14 protein-coding genes are annotated in these 15,506 nt (G+C 73.1%); 2 read left to right on the forward strand and 12 right to left on the reverse strand.

Going from position 1 to position 15,506, the window contains the following annotated elements:
- Positions 1-191: 191 nt before the first annotated feature.
- Both ABZ267_RS11140 and ABZ267_RS11145 read right to left on the reverse strand, forming a co-directional pair.
- Positions 192-1,448: a glycosyl hydrolase gene (locus tag ABZ267_RS11140; RefSeq protein WP_356753231.1), complete on the reverse strand. Its 1,257-nt coding sequence runs from the start codon at positions 1,446-1,448 to the stop codon at positions 192-194.
- A 123-nt stretch (positions 1,449-1,571) separates the two neighbouring features.
- Entirely contained in the window at positions 1,572-2,852 is a 1,281-nt protein-coding gene (locus ABZ267_RS11145) for a cytochrome P450 (protein ID WP_356753233.1), read from the reverse strand.
- A gap of 216 nt (positions 2,853-3,068) precedes the next feature.
- Between ABZ267_RS11145 and ABZ267_RS11150 the strand changes: the two genes are divergently transcribed.
- Together ABZ267_RS11150 and ABZ267_RS11155 are read left to right on the forward strand one after the other, a co-directional pair.
- Entirely contained in the window at positions 3,069-3,524 is a 456-nt protein-coding gene (locus ABZ267_RS11150) for a tyrosinase family oxidase copper chaperone (RefSeq protein WP_356753235.1), read from the forward strand.
- Between the two features lie 55 nt (positions 3,525-3,579).
- Complete coding sequence (locus ABZ267_RS11155) at positions 3,580-4,443, forward strand: tyrosinase family protein (RefSeq protein WP_356753237.1); 864 nt, start codon at positions 3,580-3,582, stop codon at positions 4,441-4,443.
- Positions 4,444-4,511: 68 nt separating this feature from the next.
- On the opposite strand, the gene ABZ267_RS11160 is transcribed toward ABZ267_RS11155, so the two are convergent.
- The 10 genes from ABZ267_RS11160 to ABZ267_RS11205 all read right to left on the reverse strand — a co-directional run bounded on the left by ABZ267_RS11160 (position 4,512) and on the right by ABZ267_RS11205 (position 15,467).
- Positions 4,512-4,793: a chaplin gene (locus tag ABZ267_RS11160; RefSeq protein WP_356753239.1), complete on the reverse strand. Its 282-nt coding sequence runs from the start codon at positions 4,791-4,793 to the stop codon at positions 4,512-4,514.
- A gap of 139 nt (positions 4,794-4,932) precedes the next feature.
- Positions 4,933-6,081, reverse strand: coding sequence for a GNAT family N-acetyltransferase (locus ABZ267_RS11165; protein WP_356753241.1), 1,149 nt, complete (start codon positions 6,079-6,081; stop codon positions 4,933-4,935).
- Positions 6,078-6,776 (reverse strand): lipopolysaccharide biosynthesis protein, encoded by a 699-nt coding sequence (locus ABZ267_RS11170; protein ID WP_356753243.1) that lies wholly within the window; start codon positions 6,774-6,776, stop codon positions 6,078-6,080. Before ABZ267_RS11170 ends, ABZ267_RS11165 begins: the two co-directional genes overlap by 4 nt.
- Positions 6,773-7,909, reverse strand: a complete 1,137-nt coding sequence (locus tag ABZ267_RS11175) for a glycosyltransferase (RefSeq protein ID WP_356753245.1) — start codon at positions 7,907-7,909, stop codon at positions 6,773-6,775. Before ABZ267_RS11175 ends, ABZ267_RS11170 begins: the two co-directional genes overlap by 4 nt.
- Positions 7,906-8,721, reverse strand: a complete 816-nt coding sequence (locus ABZ267_RS11180) for a polysaccharide deacetylase family protein (RefSeq protein WP_356753247.1) — start codon at positions 8,719-8,721, stop codon at positions 7,906-7,908. The genes ABZ267_RS11175 and ABZ267_RS11180 overlap by 4 nt, the downstream gene beginning before the upstream one ends.
- A complete protein-coding gene (locus ABZ267_RS11185) occupies positions 8,711-10,534 on the reverse strand; it encodes a lipid II flippase MurJ (protein WP_356753249.1) in 1,824 nt (607 codons plus the stop codon). The genes ABZ267_RS11180 and ABZ267_RS11185 overlap by 11 nt, the downstream gene beginning before the upstream one ends.
- Positions 10,531-11,883 (reverse strand): O-antigen ligase family protein, encoded by a 1,353-nt coding sequence (locus ABZ267_RS11190; protein ID WP_356753251.1) that lies wholly within the window; start codon positions 11,881-11,883, stop codon positions 10,531-10,533. The genes ABZ267_RS11185 and ABZ267_RS11190 overlap by 4 nt, the downstream gene beginning before the upstream one ends.
- 2 nt (positions 11,884-11,885) lie before the next feature.
- Positions 11,886-13,385, reverse strand: a complete 1,500-nt coding sequence (locus ABZ267_RS11195; protein ID WP_356753253.1) for a sugar transferase — start codon at positions 13,383-13,385, stop codon at positions 11,886-11,888.
- Positions 13,382-14,548: a glycosyltransferase gene (locus ABZ267_RS11200; RefSeq protein ID WP_356753439.1), complete on the reverse strand. Its 1,167-nt coding sequence runs from the start codon at positions 14,546-14,548 to the stop codon at positions 13,382-13,384. Before ABZ267_RS11200 ends, ABZ267_RS11195 begins: the two co-directional genes overlap by 4 nt.
- 316 nt (positions 14,549-14,864) lie before the next feature.
- The gene (locus tag ABZ267_RS11205) at positions 14,865-15,467 is read right to left on the reverse strand and encodes an isochorismatase family protein (RefSeq protein WP_356753255.1); all 603 of its coding nucleotides are present in this window, start codon (positions 15,465-15,467) and stop codon (positions 14,865-14,867) included.
- Between the last annotated feature and the right edge of the window lie 39 nt (positions 15,468-15,506).

The raw sequence follows: 15,506 nt of genomic DNA on the forward strand, positions 1-15,506 counted from the left end.
ACGCAGCGGCCCGCCTCCCGGCCGGTGCCGCCGCACGCCTTTTCGCCCGTTCGGCGGCGTGACGCGGCAGGCCGTGCCCCCGTTGGGGGAGTGACAAGCGGTTGCTTGCCCACCTGCCCCCGCGCTGGACCCGTGTGGGTGGACGGCTCCGGCTCTCCGAGGGAGGGCCGGAGCCGTTTCCGTACCTCCGGTCAGTAGCGGAAGCAGATCCTGCGCTCCCTCATCCACTGACCCAGCCAGTCGCCGAACGGCACGGTGACGCACCACCTGCGGTCGGCCGGCGGCTCGGGAGCGCTGGGCGTCGGCTGCCCCGACGGGGTGGGTGAGGGCTGTACGGCCGGCGGAACGTCCGGCGTCGGAGTCGGAGACGGCGGCGTCGGTGTCGGGCTCGGCGGCGAGGTGGGAGGCGCGCTCGGGGCGGGCTTCACCGGGGCGGCCATCTCGGCGAGCTTCGTCCGGAACACCTGCGAGGAGCGCGGATTGCTCTTGCACTGCCACACGCCGTGCGGGCAGTAGTCCGTGATCGTCTGGTACAGGGGCTGGTGCCGGTCGATCCAGTCGAGCATCCGCCGCATGTACTCCGGATTGTCGCCGTTGCGGAAGAGCCCCCACTCCGGGAACGAGATCGGCTTCCCGCGCTCCGCCGCGAAGTCGACGTGCTTCTGGAGCCCGTACGGATCGTTGATCTGGTCGTCGAACGACTCGCCCGGCGGCTGGTCGTAGGAGTCCATGCCGATGATGTCGACGACGTCGTCACCCGGATAGCACTCGGTCCAGGGCACCGCGTCCAGCCCACGGCTGGGTGTGAAGTCGAAACGGAACTCCTGGCCCGGCACGGCCCGCATCGCCGTCACGATCCGCTGCCAGTACGTCTTCCAGGACGCGGGATCGGGACCGCAGCGGTGGGTGTACGTGGTGCCGTTCATCTCCCAGCCGAGCACGATCACCGAGTCCGGCACACCGAGCGAGACCAGGCGCTCCGCGAGCCGGGTGAAGTGCTGGTCGTAGTCGCCCGCCGCACCCGACCGCAGCAGCCGGCGGACCTGGGCGTCGGGGACGCGCTCCTCGTTCCGCTCCAGCATGGGCACGTTGAGGACGAACATCCGGTCCTTCTCCGCCTTGCGCCAGTCGGCCCAGGCGTCCAGGAAGTCGGGCGTGCCCTCGATGTTCACCCACAGGTCACCCGGCAGGTAGGTGTGGCCCACCCGCAGCTCCGCGCCGCCGAGCCAGCGGGACAGGTCCGCCATCCTGCGTACGCCGTCGGGACCGTAGTCCAGATAGGCGCCGTGCGCGGTGGAGCCGCCGTCCCGGCCGGCCTGCGGTCCGGGGGCGGCGCTGTCCACGGAATCGGTGCCGGGCGGCAACTGGCCCGCGATGCCGCCGCCTGCCAGGAGACTGAGAACAGCCGCGGCGATGCACGTGGTGATGAGTCGGCGCTTGGCCGGCATGACTCCTCCTGGCTGCAATGAATTCCGGCCGATTCGGCCCGTTGGGGAGAGAGTTTCATCATCCTGCACCGCACGCGATCAGAGCGGTCCATTTAATCGTATTCGGCGTTGCGAACGAGCCGTTCAGGTGACGTCGGGTGCGAAGGTGAACGGCAGCGAGCCGACGCGGTTGTCGAAATTCGAATCGACCAGCTTCGGATCGCCCGTCTGCCGGATGACGGTCCGTCGGGTGAGCAGTTCCCGGAACAGGGCCGTCATTTCCAGCCGGGCCAGGTGGGCGCCGAGGCAGTGGTGCGGGCCGCCACCGCCGTAACCGAGGTGCGGATTCGGCGACCGGGTGATGTCGAAGAGATCCGGACGGGTGAAAACCGATTCATCGCGGTTGGCGGACGCGTAGAGCAGTGCGACTTTCTCGCCGGGGACAAAGGTCCGGCCGCCGAGCTCGAATTCCGCGACGACGGTCCTGCGGAACTGGATGATCGGCGTCGAATGGCGGACGATTTCCTCGACGGCGCCGCCGATGTACCGGTCGAAATCCGACCGCAGCAGCTCCCGCTGCTCCGGATGCCGGTCCAGCAGGGACAGTCCGTGCGCGATCGCGTTCCGCGTGGTCTCCACCCCGGCCACCAGCAGCAGAGAGAAGAAGGCGCCGAGATCCCGCGAGGACAGCGCCCCGCCGTCGATGTCGGCGCGCACCAGGGCCGAGACGAGGTCGTCCTGCGGGTGGCGGCGGCGCTCGTGCGCCAGGCGCGCCATGACGAGCCGCATCACCGCCAGCGAGGCGAGCCCCCGACCGGGGATCCGGAGCCTGGCCCGGCCCCGGCGCTCGACGCCGACGTGCTCCGACGCGTGGTCGATCTGGGCCGCGATCCGCGGCCGGTGCTCCACCGGGATGCCCATCAGGTCGCAGATGACCTCCAGCGGCAGCCGCGAGGCCGCCGACGGCATGAAGTCGCCCGGCCGCTCGGCGATCATCTCGTCCACCAGCCGCCGGGCCAGCCGGCCGATGTTCTCCTCGGTGGCGGCCAGCAGCCGTGGTGTGAACCGCCGCGAGACGATCCGGCGCAGCGCCGCGTGCTCGGGCCCGTCCATGTTGACCATCGAGTTCCCGAACAGCGCCTTCGCCCAGCCGGCCGGCTCCGGCGTGGTCACTCCCGGAGCGCTCGCGAAGACCTTCGGCGTGCGGCTCGCGGTCAGCACGTCCGCGTGCCGCACCAGCGCGTAGAACGGTTTGCCGGAGGTACGGGCGGTGCCCGGCCGGGGCGTGAAGAGCACGGGGGTCTCCAGCTCACGCAGCCGGGCGAAGGCGCCGAGCCTCTCCGGGCGCGGCAACTGCCAGAAGGCCGGGTCGGCGAGGTCGAAGCCCGCCGCACGGCCACCGGACACCTGATTCGGAACGGTCATGTCCATCCACCTCCACGAGTTCGCCCGGCCATCGTCCGGTCCGGTGCGCGCCGCGCACCGCGCGACGCGGGCGCCCGGCGCGGATGGCCGCGCACGGTCACGCGTTTGACGGAACGCGGGCGACGCAGCGCCGAAGAGAACCGATTCGGCGGCGCCTCGTTGCCACCATCGCGAGCAACGTCCGCCGGGACGAGTCGATGAGAGAGGCAGTGACCCATGACCCGAACCACGGATCCGGGCGGCGCACCGCGTAAAGGACGCGGTACGTCGCGCCGGATCGTCCTGCGTACCGCCTTCACCGCGGCCGTGGCCACCGGCACCGCCGCAGTCCTCCTGCCGCTGCGCGACCCCGAGCCCGGCACCGCCTCAGCACCCGTGCAGGGGCCGGGCAGTGTGGAGGAGTTCGCCGAGATGTACCGGGGCCGGGAGATCCGCGGGTCGGTGACCGTCCTGATGCCGGCCGGTGAGGCGGGCGGGACCGGCGAGGGCGAGCCGGTCACCGAGATCCGCATCGACGGCCGGCCGCTGCACGTCATGCGGCGCGCGGACGGCACCTATCTGAGCGATGTCACGCACTACGAGTCGTTCCCCACGCTCCGCGAGACGGCCCGCGCCGCCGTGGACGAGCTCGGCACCGCCCGCCTCGCGCTGCGCGCCCCGCACCACAGGTGAGCGTCGCGCTGCACGTGACCGCCGTACCGCACAGCAACCAGGAGGACCGGAACCGGTGTACACCCGCAAGAACCAGCGCGACCTTACGCGTACCGAGAAGCGGCGCCTCGTCGACGCGATCCTGAAGCTCAAGCGCTCGGGCCGCTACGACGACTTCGTCGTCATGCACCGCGAGTACTACGTCATGGACACCGAGAACCGGCCGCGCCCGGCCCATATGACCTCCTCGTTCTTCCCGTGGCACCGCCGCTATCTGCTGGAGTTCGAGCGGGCCCTCCAGGCCGTCGACGCCGGTGTGAGCGTCCCGTACTGGGACTGGACGAAGGACCGCTCGCCCACCTCCTCGCTCTGGGCGGAGGACTTCCTCGGCGGGAACGGCCGGCCCGGTGACCGGCGCGTCACCACCGGCCCGTTCGCCTACGACGCGGGCAACTGGAGGGTCGGCGCCGGGATCACCGACCAGGACTGGCTCACCCGCAACTTCGGCAGGCCCGGCAACAACCCGGTCTCCCTCCCCACCGCCGACGACGTGGCCCGGGCGCTCAAGGACCCGGTCTACGACACCGCGCCGTGGAACAGCATCAGCACCGAAGGGTTCCGCAACCGCATCGAGGGCTGGGGCATCCACCGGGTGCGCAACGTCGCCAACCACAACCGGGTCCACCAGTGGGTCGGCGGCCCGATGGCCGGGGCCGCCTCACCGGAGGACCCGGTCTTCTGGCTCCACCACTCGTTCATCGACCTGCTCTGGGACCGCTGGCGCAAGGCCCACCCCAAGTCCGCCTACCTGCCGGGCCGCAAACCCGCCTCGCCCGGCCGGGACCGTGACTACGTCTTCGGCCTCGACGACCCGATGCCGCCGTGGAACGTCACCCCTCGGGCCCTCCTCGACCACAGCAAGGTCTACCGCTACGCCTGAACGCGCACAGCACGACGGCCGGCCCCTCCGGGAAGGAGGGAGCCGGCCGTCGCGGTGTTACGGGGTGATCAGCGGCCGTAGCCGTAGTCACCCTTGTCGTCGTGGCCGCCGTCAGCGTTGACGCAGGTGTTGCCGAAGGCCGGGTTGAGCAGACCGATCACATTGATCGTGTTACCGCAGACGTTGACCGGCACGTGGACCGGGACCTGGAGGACGTTGCCGGAGAGGACACCGGGGGACCCGATGGCCGCACCCTGCGCACCGGCGTCGGCGGTGGCCATCCCGGCGCCGCCGGCGATCAGGGCACCGGTGCCCGCCATCACAGCGGCAACCTTCGTCATACGCGACATCAGAACTCCTTGTGAGAAAGGGGGGTTTCTGCGGAGCACGAGGCCCGCATGCCCTGACAACGCGGCAGAGGCCGGTCGGTAACGGATCAACGCGCAGCCGATGTTTCCCGGGTGGTCCTCCGGCCTGTCGCGGCCCGCCTCACCGCCCGAGGACGGGAAGCGTGGTAAGCCGCTCGTGCCAGTCCCGCGCGGCGGGGAACCGGGTCTTGACCGTCTCCACGGCCCGTTCCCGTACCGCCACCTGCGACTCCCGCAGCCGCAGCAGCGGCTCCAGGCCGGGACGGGCCAGCAGGAGCCGCTGGTTGACCACCGTGGCCGGCTGCCAGTGGTTCTTGTACTGCTCGGCGCCGCGCAGCAGGCTCAGCACCTCACGGCCGGAGTCCGAGGCCTGCTGGGAGACCTCGCGCAGCAGCATCGTCGACACATCGACCTTCCGCTCCCGCAGTCCCGGGTCCGCCCCGTACAGATAGCCGCCCGCCAGCTGCCCGGACTGCAGCGTCAGATTGGCCGCCACGACCTCGCCGCCCATCAGGAACTCGGTCATAGCGGCCGTACCGTCGCCCACCATCCGGCCCACCGAGCGGATCAGGTGGTCCGAGAACCGGGCCCGCAGGTGCTCCGGATTGACCCCGCGGTCCAGCCACTGGAGCTCGTGGAGCCGCAGCAGCGTGCCGATCGCCGCCGGCACCCCGTCCTGCGGGATCTTGCGGGCCTCCACGTCCAGCGCCTCGATCCGGCGCAGCTTGGCCCGCAGCCGCTGGCCCCGCGAGCCGGTGAGCTGTCCCACCAGGTCGCCGAGCGGCCGGGCCGGCAGCTCCATGCACGTCGAGTCCGTGAGCCGGCTCCGCGCGCCCGGCCACCGGCCGAACAGCAGCTGCGCCGACGCGTCCGGCCGGACCTCCCGCAGGTCGATCACGGTGTGCCGGGCGGCCCGGTCCAGGCCGCGCTGGAGCGCGCCGACCGCGTACCCGGCCTCCTCCTCGTCCAGCAGGATGTCGAAGAAGTCGGAGATCGCCCCGCCCATCGGCACCAGCAGCGGCATCGGCCGGTGCACCAGCATCAGCGGTGCCGCTCCGATCAGCCGACCCGAGCGGCGGACCAGCAGGACCCGCAGCCTGCCTTCCTGGCCGTAGGAGAGCCACCAGGAATGGAGCCAGGCGTGGCTCTGGAACGGAGTGGCGGTGGCGCAGCGGCGGTGCAGCGCGTCCCACTCCCCGGCGAGCGCGCCGAACTCCCGGAAGTCGCGGCAGAGCGTCACGGTGAGGCTGCCCGTTCGGTTGGCCGTCATCGCACGAGCTCCCGTTCGTCGGTGGTGCTGTGGTCCTCGGCGGCGGTCGGCCCGGGCACCTGGGCCGAGACGCTCCAGCCCGCGCGCCTGGGCCGTACCAGCAGGACGAGCCCGCCGAGCAGACCGCCCGCGGCCGCGCCGACGGTGGTGCCCAGCGGCACCGACGGCGAGATGGGCTGGTCCGGCTTCATGGCGTGGGTGAACTTGATCAGCTTCACGCCGGTGTCCTTGGAGACATGGCCGCTGCTCACGATGACGGCCTCGATCACCGCGTTGGCGATGTCGGCCGCCCGGCCCGGCTTGTCCGACGTTCCGGTCACCGCGATCATCGGCGAGTCCGGCGAGGTCTCGGAGCGCACCTGGGAGCGGAGCGCGCGCATCGGCTCACCGGCCGCGCCCTGGGCGTAGGAGAGAGTGGCGTCGCTGGTGACGAGGCGCCCGTAGGACTGCGCGTAGCCGAGCGCGGCCGACGGGTCCGTCTCCTCCTCGGCGACCGCCATGGCGTAGCTGGTGGCCTCGTACTGGGGCGTGGCGAGCAGCCCGTACGAGAGCCCGGAGGCGGTGCCGAGCAGTACGCAGGCGGGCAGGGGCCACCAGTGCGGCAGCCGGGTCAGGGCGGTGCGCAGCTGGGCAGGGGCGTTACTCAGCCGCTTCCGCAGGACGACGTGTCGCGGCTGCGCGGGAGACTCGGTCATGGAAGGGCTCTCCGGTTCGGTGGGGCGGTGTCCAGGGCGTACGCGTACACGTCCATCAGGCGCTCGCTGCTGCGCCGGATGTCGTAGTGGCCGACGGCCCGGGGCGGCGGGCGGCGGTCCGGGCGGGTCTGTATCCGCTGCCGCAGCACGGCGGTCAGCTCGTCGGGGCTCCCGGCGATCCGGGTGGCGCCCGGTGCGTGGGCGGCGGACAGGTCGTCGATGGCCGGGCAGGCGTCGTGCAGGACGGGCAGTCCGGCGGCGAGCGCCTCCACGGCGGCCAGGCCGAACGACTCCTCGCGGGACGTCGATACGAAGGTGTCGACGGCGCTCAGCAGCGCCGGCACGCCGGGCACCGGGCCGCCACCGCCGGCGCCGCACTCGCCGAGGAGGAGGATCCGGTCCGCCGCCCCGAGCCGCGCCGCCAGCGCCCGCAGCGGTCCGGCCTCCGGCCCGTCACCGGCCAGCAGCAGCCGGGCCTCCGGCAGCGCGGCGACCGCCCGTACCGCCACGTCGAACCGCTTGCCCGGCACCAGCCGGCCCACCCCGCCGACCACGAACGCGTCGTCCGGAATCCCCAGCGCCGCCCGGACGGCGAGCCGCCGGTCCGGGTCGAAGCGGTAGCGGTCGGCGTCGATGCCGTTGGGCACCAGCCGAATCCGCTCCGCCGGCACCCCCCAGTCCCGCAGCCGCCCGGCCACGGTGGAGGAGACGGCGACGGTGGCCGCGCCGAGCCGCTCGGTGGAGAGGTACAGAGCGCGGATGCCACGGGTCAGCGGTCGGCCCTCGATCTCGGCGCGGCCCAGCGAGTGTTCGGTCGCCACGGTGGCCCGGACGCCCGCGAGACGCGCCGCGATTCTCCCGTACACACAGGCGCGGTAGAGGTGTGTGTGGACCAGGTCGTAGCGGCCGTCGCGGATCAGCCTGGTCAGCCGACCGACCGCCGAGAGGTCCCGGTTGCCGCGCATCCCGAGGTGGATGACGCGCACCCCGTCGGCCCGCAGCCCGTCCGCCACCGGACCCGGGTTGGTGAGCGTCACCACGTCGCACTCCACCGGCAGATGGCGCAGCAGCAGCCGCAACTGCTGCTCGGCCCCACCGACCCCGAGCCCGGTGATGACGTGCAGCGCCCTCACCGCGGGCCACCCGCCCGTACCGGAGAGGCGGTACGGGAGCCGGCGCCGGGCACGACCGCTCCGTGCCGCAGCCCGTGCCGCAGGTCCTTGGCCCAGAGGCGGACGCCTCGGTCGGCCTGGCTGATGTGCGTGCGAGGAAGGGCGAACCGGCTGATCAGCGGGCCGGGAGCCAGTGCGCAGCCGTATCCGTACCCGGCGGAGCGGACGGCTTCCGCCACCCGCCGGTCGAGCGTCCCGTACGGATAGCAGAACCCGTCTGGCGGTGTACCGGTGAGCTCGCCGAGCAACTCCCGGCTGCGGACGATCTCGTGGCGCAGCTCCTGGTCCGTGAGCGTGGTGAGGTCCTGGTGGAGCAGACCGTGCGAGCCGATCTCCATTCCCGCCTCGGCGATCCGCCGGATCCCGTCGTGCGTGAGCAGCGGCTTGCGCGGCCCCAGCGGGTCCCACTCGTTGACGTCGCCCGGCCGTCCCGGCAGGACGAAGACGGTGGCGGTGCAGCCGTGGGCGCGCAGCACCGGCAGGGCCTCGTGGAAGAAGTCCGCGTAGCCGTCGTCGAAGGTCAGCCCGACCAGCCCGCGCCTGCCTGCCGCGTGGGCCCGCATCAACTCCGACACGCCGACTCCGCGCAGGCCTCTGCTGCGCAGCCAGGCCAGCTGCTCGCCGAGCCGCCGAGGAGAGACGGTGATGCCGTACGGGTCGTCGTCGGTGTCCGTGACCGAGTGGTACGTGAGGATCCACGGCTGACGGCGGGTGTGCGGCCGGAACCGGGACGAGGGAGCGTCGGCGCAAGGCGCCGAAGGGTCAGCGGCCATCAGTGAACCTCCGTCGGATGAGTGCCAGCAGGGAGACGACCTCGGGCGAGCGCAGGGCCAGCCCGGTCAGGAAGAAGACGGCGGGAACGAGGACACATCCGGCGGCGAGGCTCAGCACGGCGTCGGCGAGCAGCTGCGCCGCCGCCCAGCCCGCCGCCCCGGCCACCAGCGCCGCGCCCGCGAGGCGGGCGAGCGACAGGGCGACCGCCCGGGCCCGGATCGGGACCACCCGGGTGCCCAGCCCCATCAGGAGGAGCAGCGCGGTCGTGCTGATCCCGACGGCGTTGGCGGTCGCGATGCCGGCGACGCCGAAGCGGTACGTGAGCGCGTACCCGGCGCCCATCGTGACCAGGAGCCCGGTGCCCATCGCGAACGCCGGGAACCAGGTGGGCCGGCCGGACGAGAAGAACGGCCGGCTCAGCGCGCCGACGAGACAGTGGCCGAGCAGCCCGGCCGCGTAGACCCTCATGACCTGCGCTGTGGCCTCGGTGTCGGCGGTGTCGAAGGCGCCGCGCTGGAAGAGGACTTCGATGATCCGGGGCGCGTAACCGAGGACGACCGCCGTGCCGAGCAGCACGACCATGCCCGCCAGCGCGAGATCCCGCTCGACCCGCTGCCGGGCCTTCTCCCGGTTCCCGTCGGCCATGGCCCGCGCGACGACGGGGAACGTCACCGTGCAGATCATCAGCGAGAGCACCATCGGCATCTGCGCCACCTTCTGCGCGTAGTTCAGGTGCGAGATGGCGCCCGCCGGGAGCGTGGAGGCGAGGAAGCGCTCCACCAGCACCTGCGACTGACGGCTCACCACGAACAGCACGACCGGGGCGAGGACCGTCAGGCCCAGTAGCGGAGCGGTGCGCGAGGCACGCTTCCTGAGCCGCCCGAGGCGGGGGCGTGCCAGGGGCAGCAGGCGGAGGAGGGTGGGGAGCTGGGTGAGGATCATGAGCAGGCTGCCGACGGCGACGCCCGCCGCAGCCGCGCGTACCCCCCACGCGGAGTGCAGCGCCAGCGTCATGCCGATGATGCCGATGTTGTACGCGACGTAGACCCCGGCGGGCGGCAGGAAGCTGCGGTGGGCGCGCAGGGCCGCGCTGAAGTAGCCCGTGATGCCGAAGGTGAGCACGGTGACGGCGGTGAGCCGGGTGCAGTCCACCGCGAGTTCCGGATCGGCGAGCCCGGGTGCGAGGACGCCGACGACCCAGGGGGCGCCCGCCATCAGCAGCACCGCTCCGGCCATGAGGAGGACACAGAGCCGGGGGAGGGTGGCCGCCACCAGCTCCCGTACGGGGTCGGGACCCGGCTCTCCGCCGTCGTCCGGCCTTGCGCCGTCCTCGCCGCCCTTCGCGGCCTCCGCGTCCGCGCGCCGGGTGAGGGCGAGGCTGAAGGCCGGGACGAGGAGCAGCGCCATCCCGTCCTCGATCAGCAGCGTGGCCGCCATCTCCGGCACGGTCCAGGCGATCAGGAACGCGTCACTGGCGTCGCTCGCGCCGAAGTACCGGGCGATCGCCTGGTCCCGCACCAGGCCGAGCACCGCCGCGAGCACGGTCAGCACCGCCGTGCCCGCCGCCGCACGGGCGAGGAAGGACCCGAGCCCGGGAGCCTCGCCGCTGTCCGCCGGTTCCGGCGCGGCGTCGACGGCCGTGGTCCCCCCGGGGCCGGAGCCGGGAGGCTGCCCGGGCCCCGGGAGCAGGGGAGGGGCGGTCTCCGCGCGGGGGAGCGTCTCCTGGGGGAGGGCGTCGCGGGGGCGGTCCTCCAGGGGCGAGGCCTCGCGGGGGAGCGCCTCCGCCTCCGTCCCCGTACCGGTGTCGCTCACGCCGAACCCGCCTTCTCCGGTTCGGCCAGCGCCCACCAGGCGGCGAGCCCGAGGACGACGCCGCCCAGCACGGTCGTGGGTCCGCCGATGTCGGAGTACAGGAAGTTGACGCTCTGCCAGGTCATCAGCGCGACCGCCACCAGCCCGCAGTCCACGGCCGTGTCGCCGCGCGCGCGGACCCGGACCAGCCGGCGTACGGCACCGATGAGGATCGCCGCCCAGCTGCCGACGACCGCCGTCAGACCGATGAGGCCCTGTTCGCTGAGGATGAGCAGATACATGTTGTGCGGCGAGAGGAGAGCCTGCTTGCGGAACTCCTGGCCCGCGCCCGCCGTGTCGCTGCCGGAGGATAGGCCGATCGAGGCGTACGCGTCGCGGTGGTCGGGGAAGCCTTTGAGGCCGACTCCGGTCATGGGCTGCTCGCGCCACATGGAGCCCGCAGCGCTCCACATCGTGTACCGGTCGTTCACCGACCGGTCGGGCGCCTGGGCCACCTGGGTCACGCTCGCGGCCCGGTCCGCGATCATCTCCGAGCCGATGCCGAACCCGCCGACCAGGACGACGCCGGTCGCTCCCAGCACCGCCAGCGACGTCAGCGCCTGCCGCCGGTCCGTCAGAGCGAGTGCGACCAGGAGAGCGGCCGCCGTGGCGATCCACACGCCTCGGCTGAAGGAGAGCGCGAGCGGCACGATCAGCCCGACGGCCACGACGGCGGCGCACGGACGCAGCCACGCCGGAGCGGTACGCGGGGTCCGCAGCGCACAGGCGGCGGCGGCCAGCAGCCCGTACGCGACGACCGTGGCCATGCCCATGATGTCGCTCGGGCCGAACGTGCCGACCGCCCGGAGATCCTCGCCCATGTACGAGGCGCCGGTCCCGGTCACGTACTGGTCGACGCCCACCACGCCCTGCACGAGCGCCAGGAGCACCAGGGCCCCGGTCACAATCCGGAAGCCGCAGGCGTCCTTGAGCAGGAGGCAGACGGCGGCCGGGACCAGGACGAAGACCTGGAGGTAGCGGACCAGCCCCGGCAACGCCGCGGCCGGATCGGCTGCCGTCACCGTCGCCACCACGAAGCCCACGGCGGGCAGTCCGAGCACCAGGGCGGCGGTCCCGCTGAGCGGGCGCCGCCGGAGGTGCAGCAGCCGTCCTCCGCAGACCAGGACCGCGACGGCCGAGGCGATGTCGGCCGGTCCCACGCCGCCGCCGAGGGCGTACGGCAGCGCGGGCAGCAGCACGGTCGCGATGAGAGGGAGCAGTGGCCATCGGCTCCGCCATCCGCCCGGGCTCGGGCGGGGAGCGGCGGGCGCCGGGGCCCCGGGCGCCGGGGCGGTCAGCGTGGCGGCCATGGTCAGCTGCCTCCGAGCCGGAAGAAGGAGCCCGCCGTCCGCGCCAGCACGCACGCGTCCTGCCACAGGGACCAGGTCTCGATGTACCGGTTGTCGAACCGGGCCCGCTCCTCGATGGAGGTGTCACCGCGCAACCCGTTCACCTGCGCCAGCCCGGTGATGCCGACCGGCATCCGGTGGCGGGCCTGGTAGCCGGGATGGGTGCGGCTGAACTGAGCGACGAAGAAGGGACGTTCGGGGCGCGGGCCGACCAGGCTCATGTCGCCGCGCAGGACGTTCCACAGCTGCGGCAGCTCGTCGAGCGAGGTGCGGCGCAGCAGTCGGCCGACACGGCTCATCCGTCCGTCGGAGGCCACGTTCCACCGTGTCGCGGACTCCTGCGCGTCGGCGGGCCGCAGCGTACGGAACTTGAGCAGGACGAACGGACGGCCGTGCCGGCCCACCCGCTCCTGCCGGAAGATGACGCCGGGGCCGTCCGAGATCCGTACCGCCAGCGCGCACACCGCCAGCAGCGGCGCCACCAGCACCAGACCGGCGCCTGCCAGGACCGCGTCCATCACCCGCTTCGCCGCGTGGCTGACCGGCCGGTGCGTGCCGTCCTGGAGCGGATGGGCGGCGAAACCCCACAGGTGGTCGGGGCGCACGCCGGCGGGCCGGGTGGCGACGGCGGTGTCGCCGGTGACCAGCCACACCCGGCAGCCGTGCCCGGTGAGCAGGGCGAAGAGAGCGGGTCCGTCGGGCGTGGTCTCCGGCGGTGCGGTGAACACCGCGTGCCGCACGCTGTTCTGCACGACGGCCCGCCCCACCTCCTGCGGAGTGACCAGGACCGGCAGCTTCACTCCGTCCGGCCGCGCCGCGGGCTCCTCGACGGAGGCGTCGGAGGCGTCGGGACCGGCGGCTGCGGCGACCCGGCCGACCGGGCGCAGCCCGTACTCGGGGTGGTCGTACAGCGCGGCCGTCACCTGGCGGGCGACCGGGCCGTGGCCGACGATCAGCGTGGAGAGCGGGTTGCGGACGGCCGACCGGTGCCGCATCCGGTGCACGACCGCGCGTCCGGAGGCGCAGAGCAGGGTCTGCGCGGCCGCCGCGTACGCCAGCACCGTCCAGCCGATCTCGTGAGCCGGCGCCCAGGCCGCGACGACCTCCATGGTCACGTACCACTGGAGCAGCCCGAGGCCGAGGAGCGCGGGCACTTCGGAGAGCACGGAGGGGGAGAGGCCGAACCGGTAGAGGCCCCGGTACGCGTGGAGCAGCATCTGCGCCACCGCCTGGACGGCGACCACGGGCCAGGGCCAGCCGGCCGGGGTGCACACGGCGAACGTGACGGCCAGCGCCGCCGCGTCGGCCCCGAGGAGCCGCGCGGCGGGCGCGACCCGGGTGGCGCGGCGTCCACCGCCGAGCACCCGCGTACCGCCGTCGCTTCTTCGCGGCGGATGAACCGTGTGAGCCTGTACGGCTGTGGCCTGGCCGGCGCCGGGGACCGGTGCACTCTCCATCGTCATCGCTCGGTGCGCTTCCTCATCGTGGGGCCGGACAGGGAGACAATTTCCTGGTAAAGACCGGCAACCGCCCCCGCGGTCCGTCGGACGTCGAACGCCGTCCGGGCATGGCGCAGGGCCCGGTGGGACACCGCCTCGCGCAGCTCCGGATCGGTGAGCAGAGCGGTGAGCGAGGCCGCCAGCGCCGCGGGGTCCTCGGGCGGTACGAGGAGGCGGTCCTCGTCGCCCGGCGCCACGCTCTCCCGCGCTCCGCTGACATCGCTCATCACCACGGCCCGGCCGCAGGCCATGGCCTCCAGCGGAGCCAGCGCCATGCCCTCCCAGCGGGACGGCAGGACGACGACGTCGGCCGCGTGGATCCACGGCCGTACGTCGGGGCTCGCCCCGGTGAACAGGACGCCGGCCGGGGCCGCGTCCTCCAGGCCGGCGCGGTCGGGGCCGTCGCCGACGAGGACGAGGCGCGCTCCCGGTACCCGCAGTCGCCGCCAGGCGCTCAGCAGGACGTCCTGGCCCTTCTGCCGGGTCAGGCGGCCGACGCAGACGACGAGCGGGGCCCGCGGATCCATGCCGGCCGGCAACGGCAGCGAGACGCGGGCGGCGGCGCGTTCGGTCTGGCCGCCGGGGCGGAAGCGGTCGAGATCGATGCCGTTGTGGATCACCGACCAGCGGGCGGTGATGCCCGCCTCCTGTCCGGTGCGCCGCTCGGACTCGCTGACGCAGAGGATGTGGTCGGCCCAGCGCGCGCCGAACCGCTCCCAGTTCAGCGCCAGTTCGGCGGTCCGGCCGTCCACGGCCTCGAAGGACCAGGCGTGCGGCTGGAAGACCGTGGGCACCTTGCCCCGTACGGCGATCCGGCCCGCGAGGCCTGCCTTGGCGCTGTGCGCGTGCACGACGTGCGGACGACAGTCGCGGACGATCCGCCGCGCCCCGGCCACCTCACCGGCCAGCCGCGGACCCGGCGCCCGGGTGGCGGCCCAGCCCCGGACCTGGGCCCCCGCGGCGGCGGCCCCGACGGCCAGCGGGCTGCCGGGCGGACAGGCCACCACGGGCCGCAGCCCGGCGACGGCCTGGGCCCTGACGAGATCGGTGACGACCCGGGCCACTCCACCGTCCACGGGCTGAACCAAATGAAGGACCGTCAACTGTCTTTCTTCGGCACGACGCATGTGCAGCACGTACGGCTCTCTTCGCTCAATCCGGTGAGTAAAGCCGAAGTGCACTTTGGCAGATATATGGCGAAATCGTGCGCGTGACTCGCTCATACGACCACGTGAGGATTACCGGCGCGATGCCGCTGATCAGGTGGTCCGCGCGGCTGAGCCGTGTCCTCGTCAAGGTGGCGGAATACGTGTCAGGAGAGAGGACGAGGCGCCATTGCGAGGGCCGGCCGAAGGAATTGTGCCGGGGAGGATGTGACGCTGCTCGCCGCATCTCGGGGACGGCCGGTTGCCGCAGTGGGTGGCGGCACCATCGAACTGACGGTCACGCAGTTCTCTTGTCGGCGAAGGACTCCGGCCGGGTGGCCGCGAAGGTGACGTCCTCGGCGTGGGCGACGACTTCCACCTCGTCGCCGAGGGCCCATTCCGCGACCCGGGACGCCATCGCCGCCGGAACGCGCTCACTGATGCCCGGCGCGGCCGGGATGTCGTACGTTGCATGGGCGTCGTGCGGCAGCACGACCCGGTACTCCAGCTCCAGCGCCCGGCGGGCGGTGGCCAGGACGCACATCTCCGACATCACCCCGCACACGGCGAGCGACGCGATCCCGGCGGCCGTCAGCCGGCCCTCCAGCGTGGTGGACTCGAAGCCGTCGTCCTCGGTCTTGCGGATCACGGTCTCGGCCGGGCCGTCGGCGACCGGGAGGTGCAATTCCCAGCCGGGCGTGTGCGGTTCGTCGGGCTCTCCGGCCGGCCCGTCGTTCTGCAGGTGGACGACGAGTGCCCCGGCCGCCCGGGCCCGGCGGACGAGGCCGTCGACCCGGTCCAGCAGCCGGTGTGCGTCGGGCACGGGCGTGTCGCCCGCGACGAAGGCCGTCTGGAGATCCACGACGAGGAGCGCGTGTACGGGCGGGAGGAGGGGAGGCATGACGGCTCCGGCCTTCGGCGGTGTGCGGGGCGTCGGGGT

It is taken from the genome of Streptomyces sp. NPDC006174 (assembly GCF_040614075.1).
Taxonomy (GTDB): domain Bacteria; phylum Actinomycetota; class Actinomycetes; order Streptomycetales; family Streptomycetaceae; genus Streptomyces.

Excerpts from the sequence above, each read along its gene's own strand:
- ABZ267_RS11160 (WP_356753239.1), bottom strand. The coding sequence starts at position 4,793 with ATGTCGCGTATGACGAAGGTTGCCGCTGTGATGGCGGGCACCGGTGCC.
- ABZ267_RS11205 (WP_356753255.1), bottom strand. The coding sequence starts at position 15,467 with ATGCCTCCCCTCCTCCCGCCCGTACACGCGCTCCTCGTCGTGGATCTC.
- ABZ267_RS11190 (WP_356753251.1), bottom strand. The coding sequence starts at position 11,883 with ATGGCCGCCACGCTGACCGCCCCGGCGCCCGGGGCCCCGGCGCCCGCC.
- ABZ267_RS11150 (WP_356753235.1), top strand. The coding sequence starts at position 3,069 with ATGACCCGAACCACGGATCCGGGCGGCGCACCGCGTAAAGGACGCGGT.
- ABZ267_RS11180 (WP_356753247.1), bottom strand. The coding sequence starts at position 8,721 with ATGGCCGCTGACCCTTCGGCGCCTTGCGCCGACGCTCCCTCGTCCCGG.
- ABZ267_RS11145 (WP_356753233.1), bottom strand. The coding sequence starts at position 2,852 with ATGACCGTTCCGAATCAGGTGTCCGGTGGCCGTGCGGCGGGCTTCGAC.
- ABZ267_RS11195 (WP_356753253.1), bottom strand. The coding sequence starts at position 13,385 with ATGACGATGGAGAGTGCACCGGTCCCCGGCGCCGGCCAGGCCACAGCC.
- ABZ267_RS11140 (WP_356753231.1), bottom strand. The coding sequence starts at position 1,448 with ATGCCGGCCAAGCGCCGACTCATCACCACGTGCATCGCCGCGGCTGTT.
- ABZ267_RS11200 (WP_356753439.1), bottom strand. The coding sequence starts at position 14,548 with ATGCGTCGTGCCGAAGAAAGACAGTTGACGGTCCTTCATTTGGTTCAG.
- ABZ267_RS11170 (WP_356753243.1), bottom strand. The coding sequence starts at position 6,776 with ATGACCGAGTCTCCCGCGCAGCCGCGACACGTCGTCCTGCGGAAGCGG.
- ABZ267_RS11165 (WP_356753241.1), bottom strand. The coding sequence starts at position 6,081 with ATGACGGCCAACCGAACGGGCAGCCTCACCGTGACGCTCTGCCGCGAC.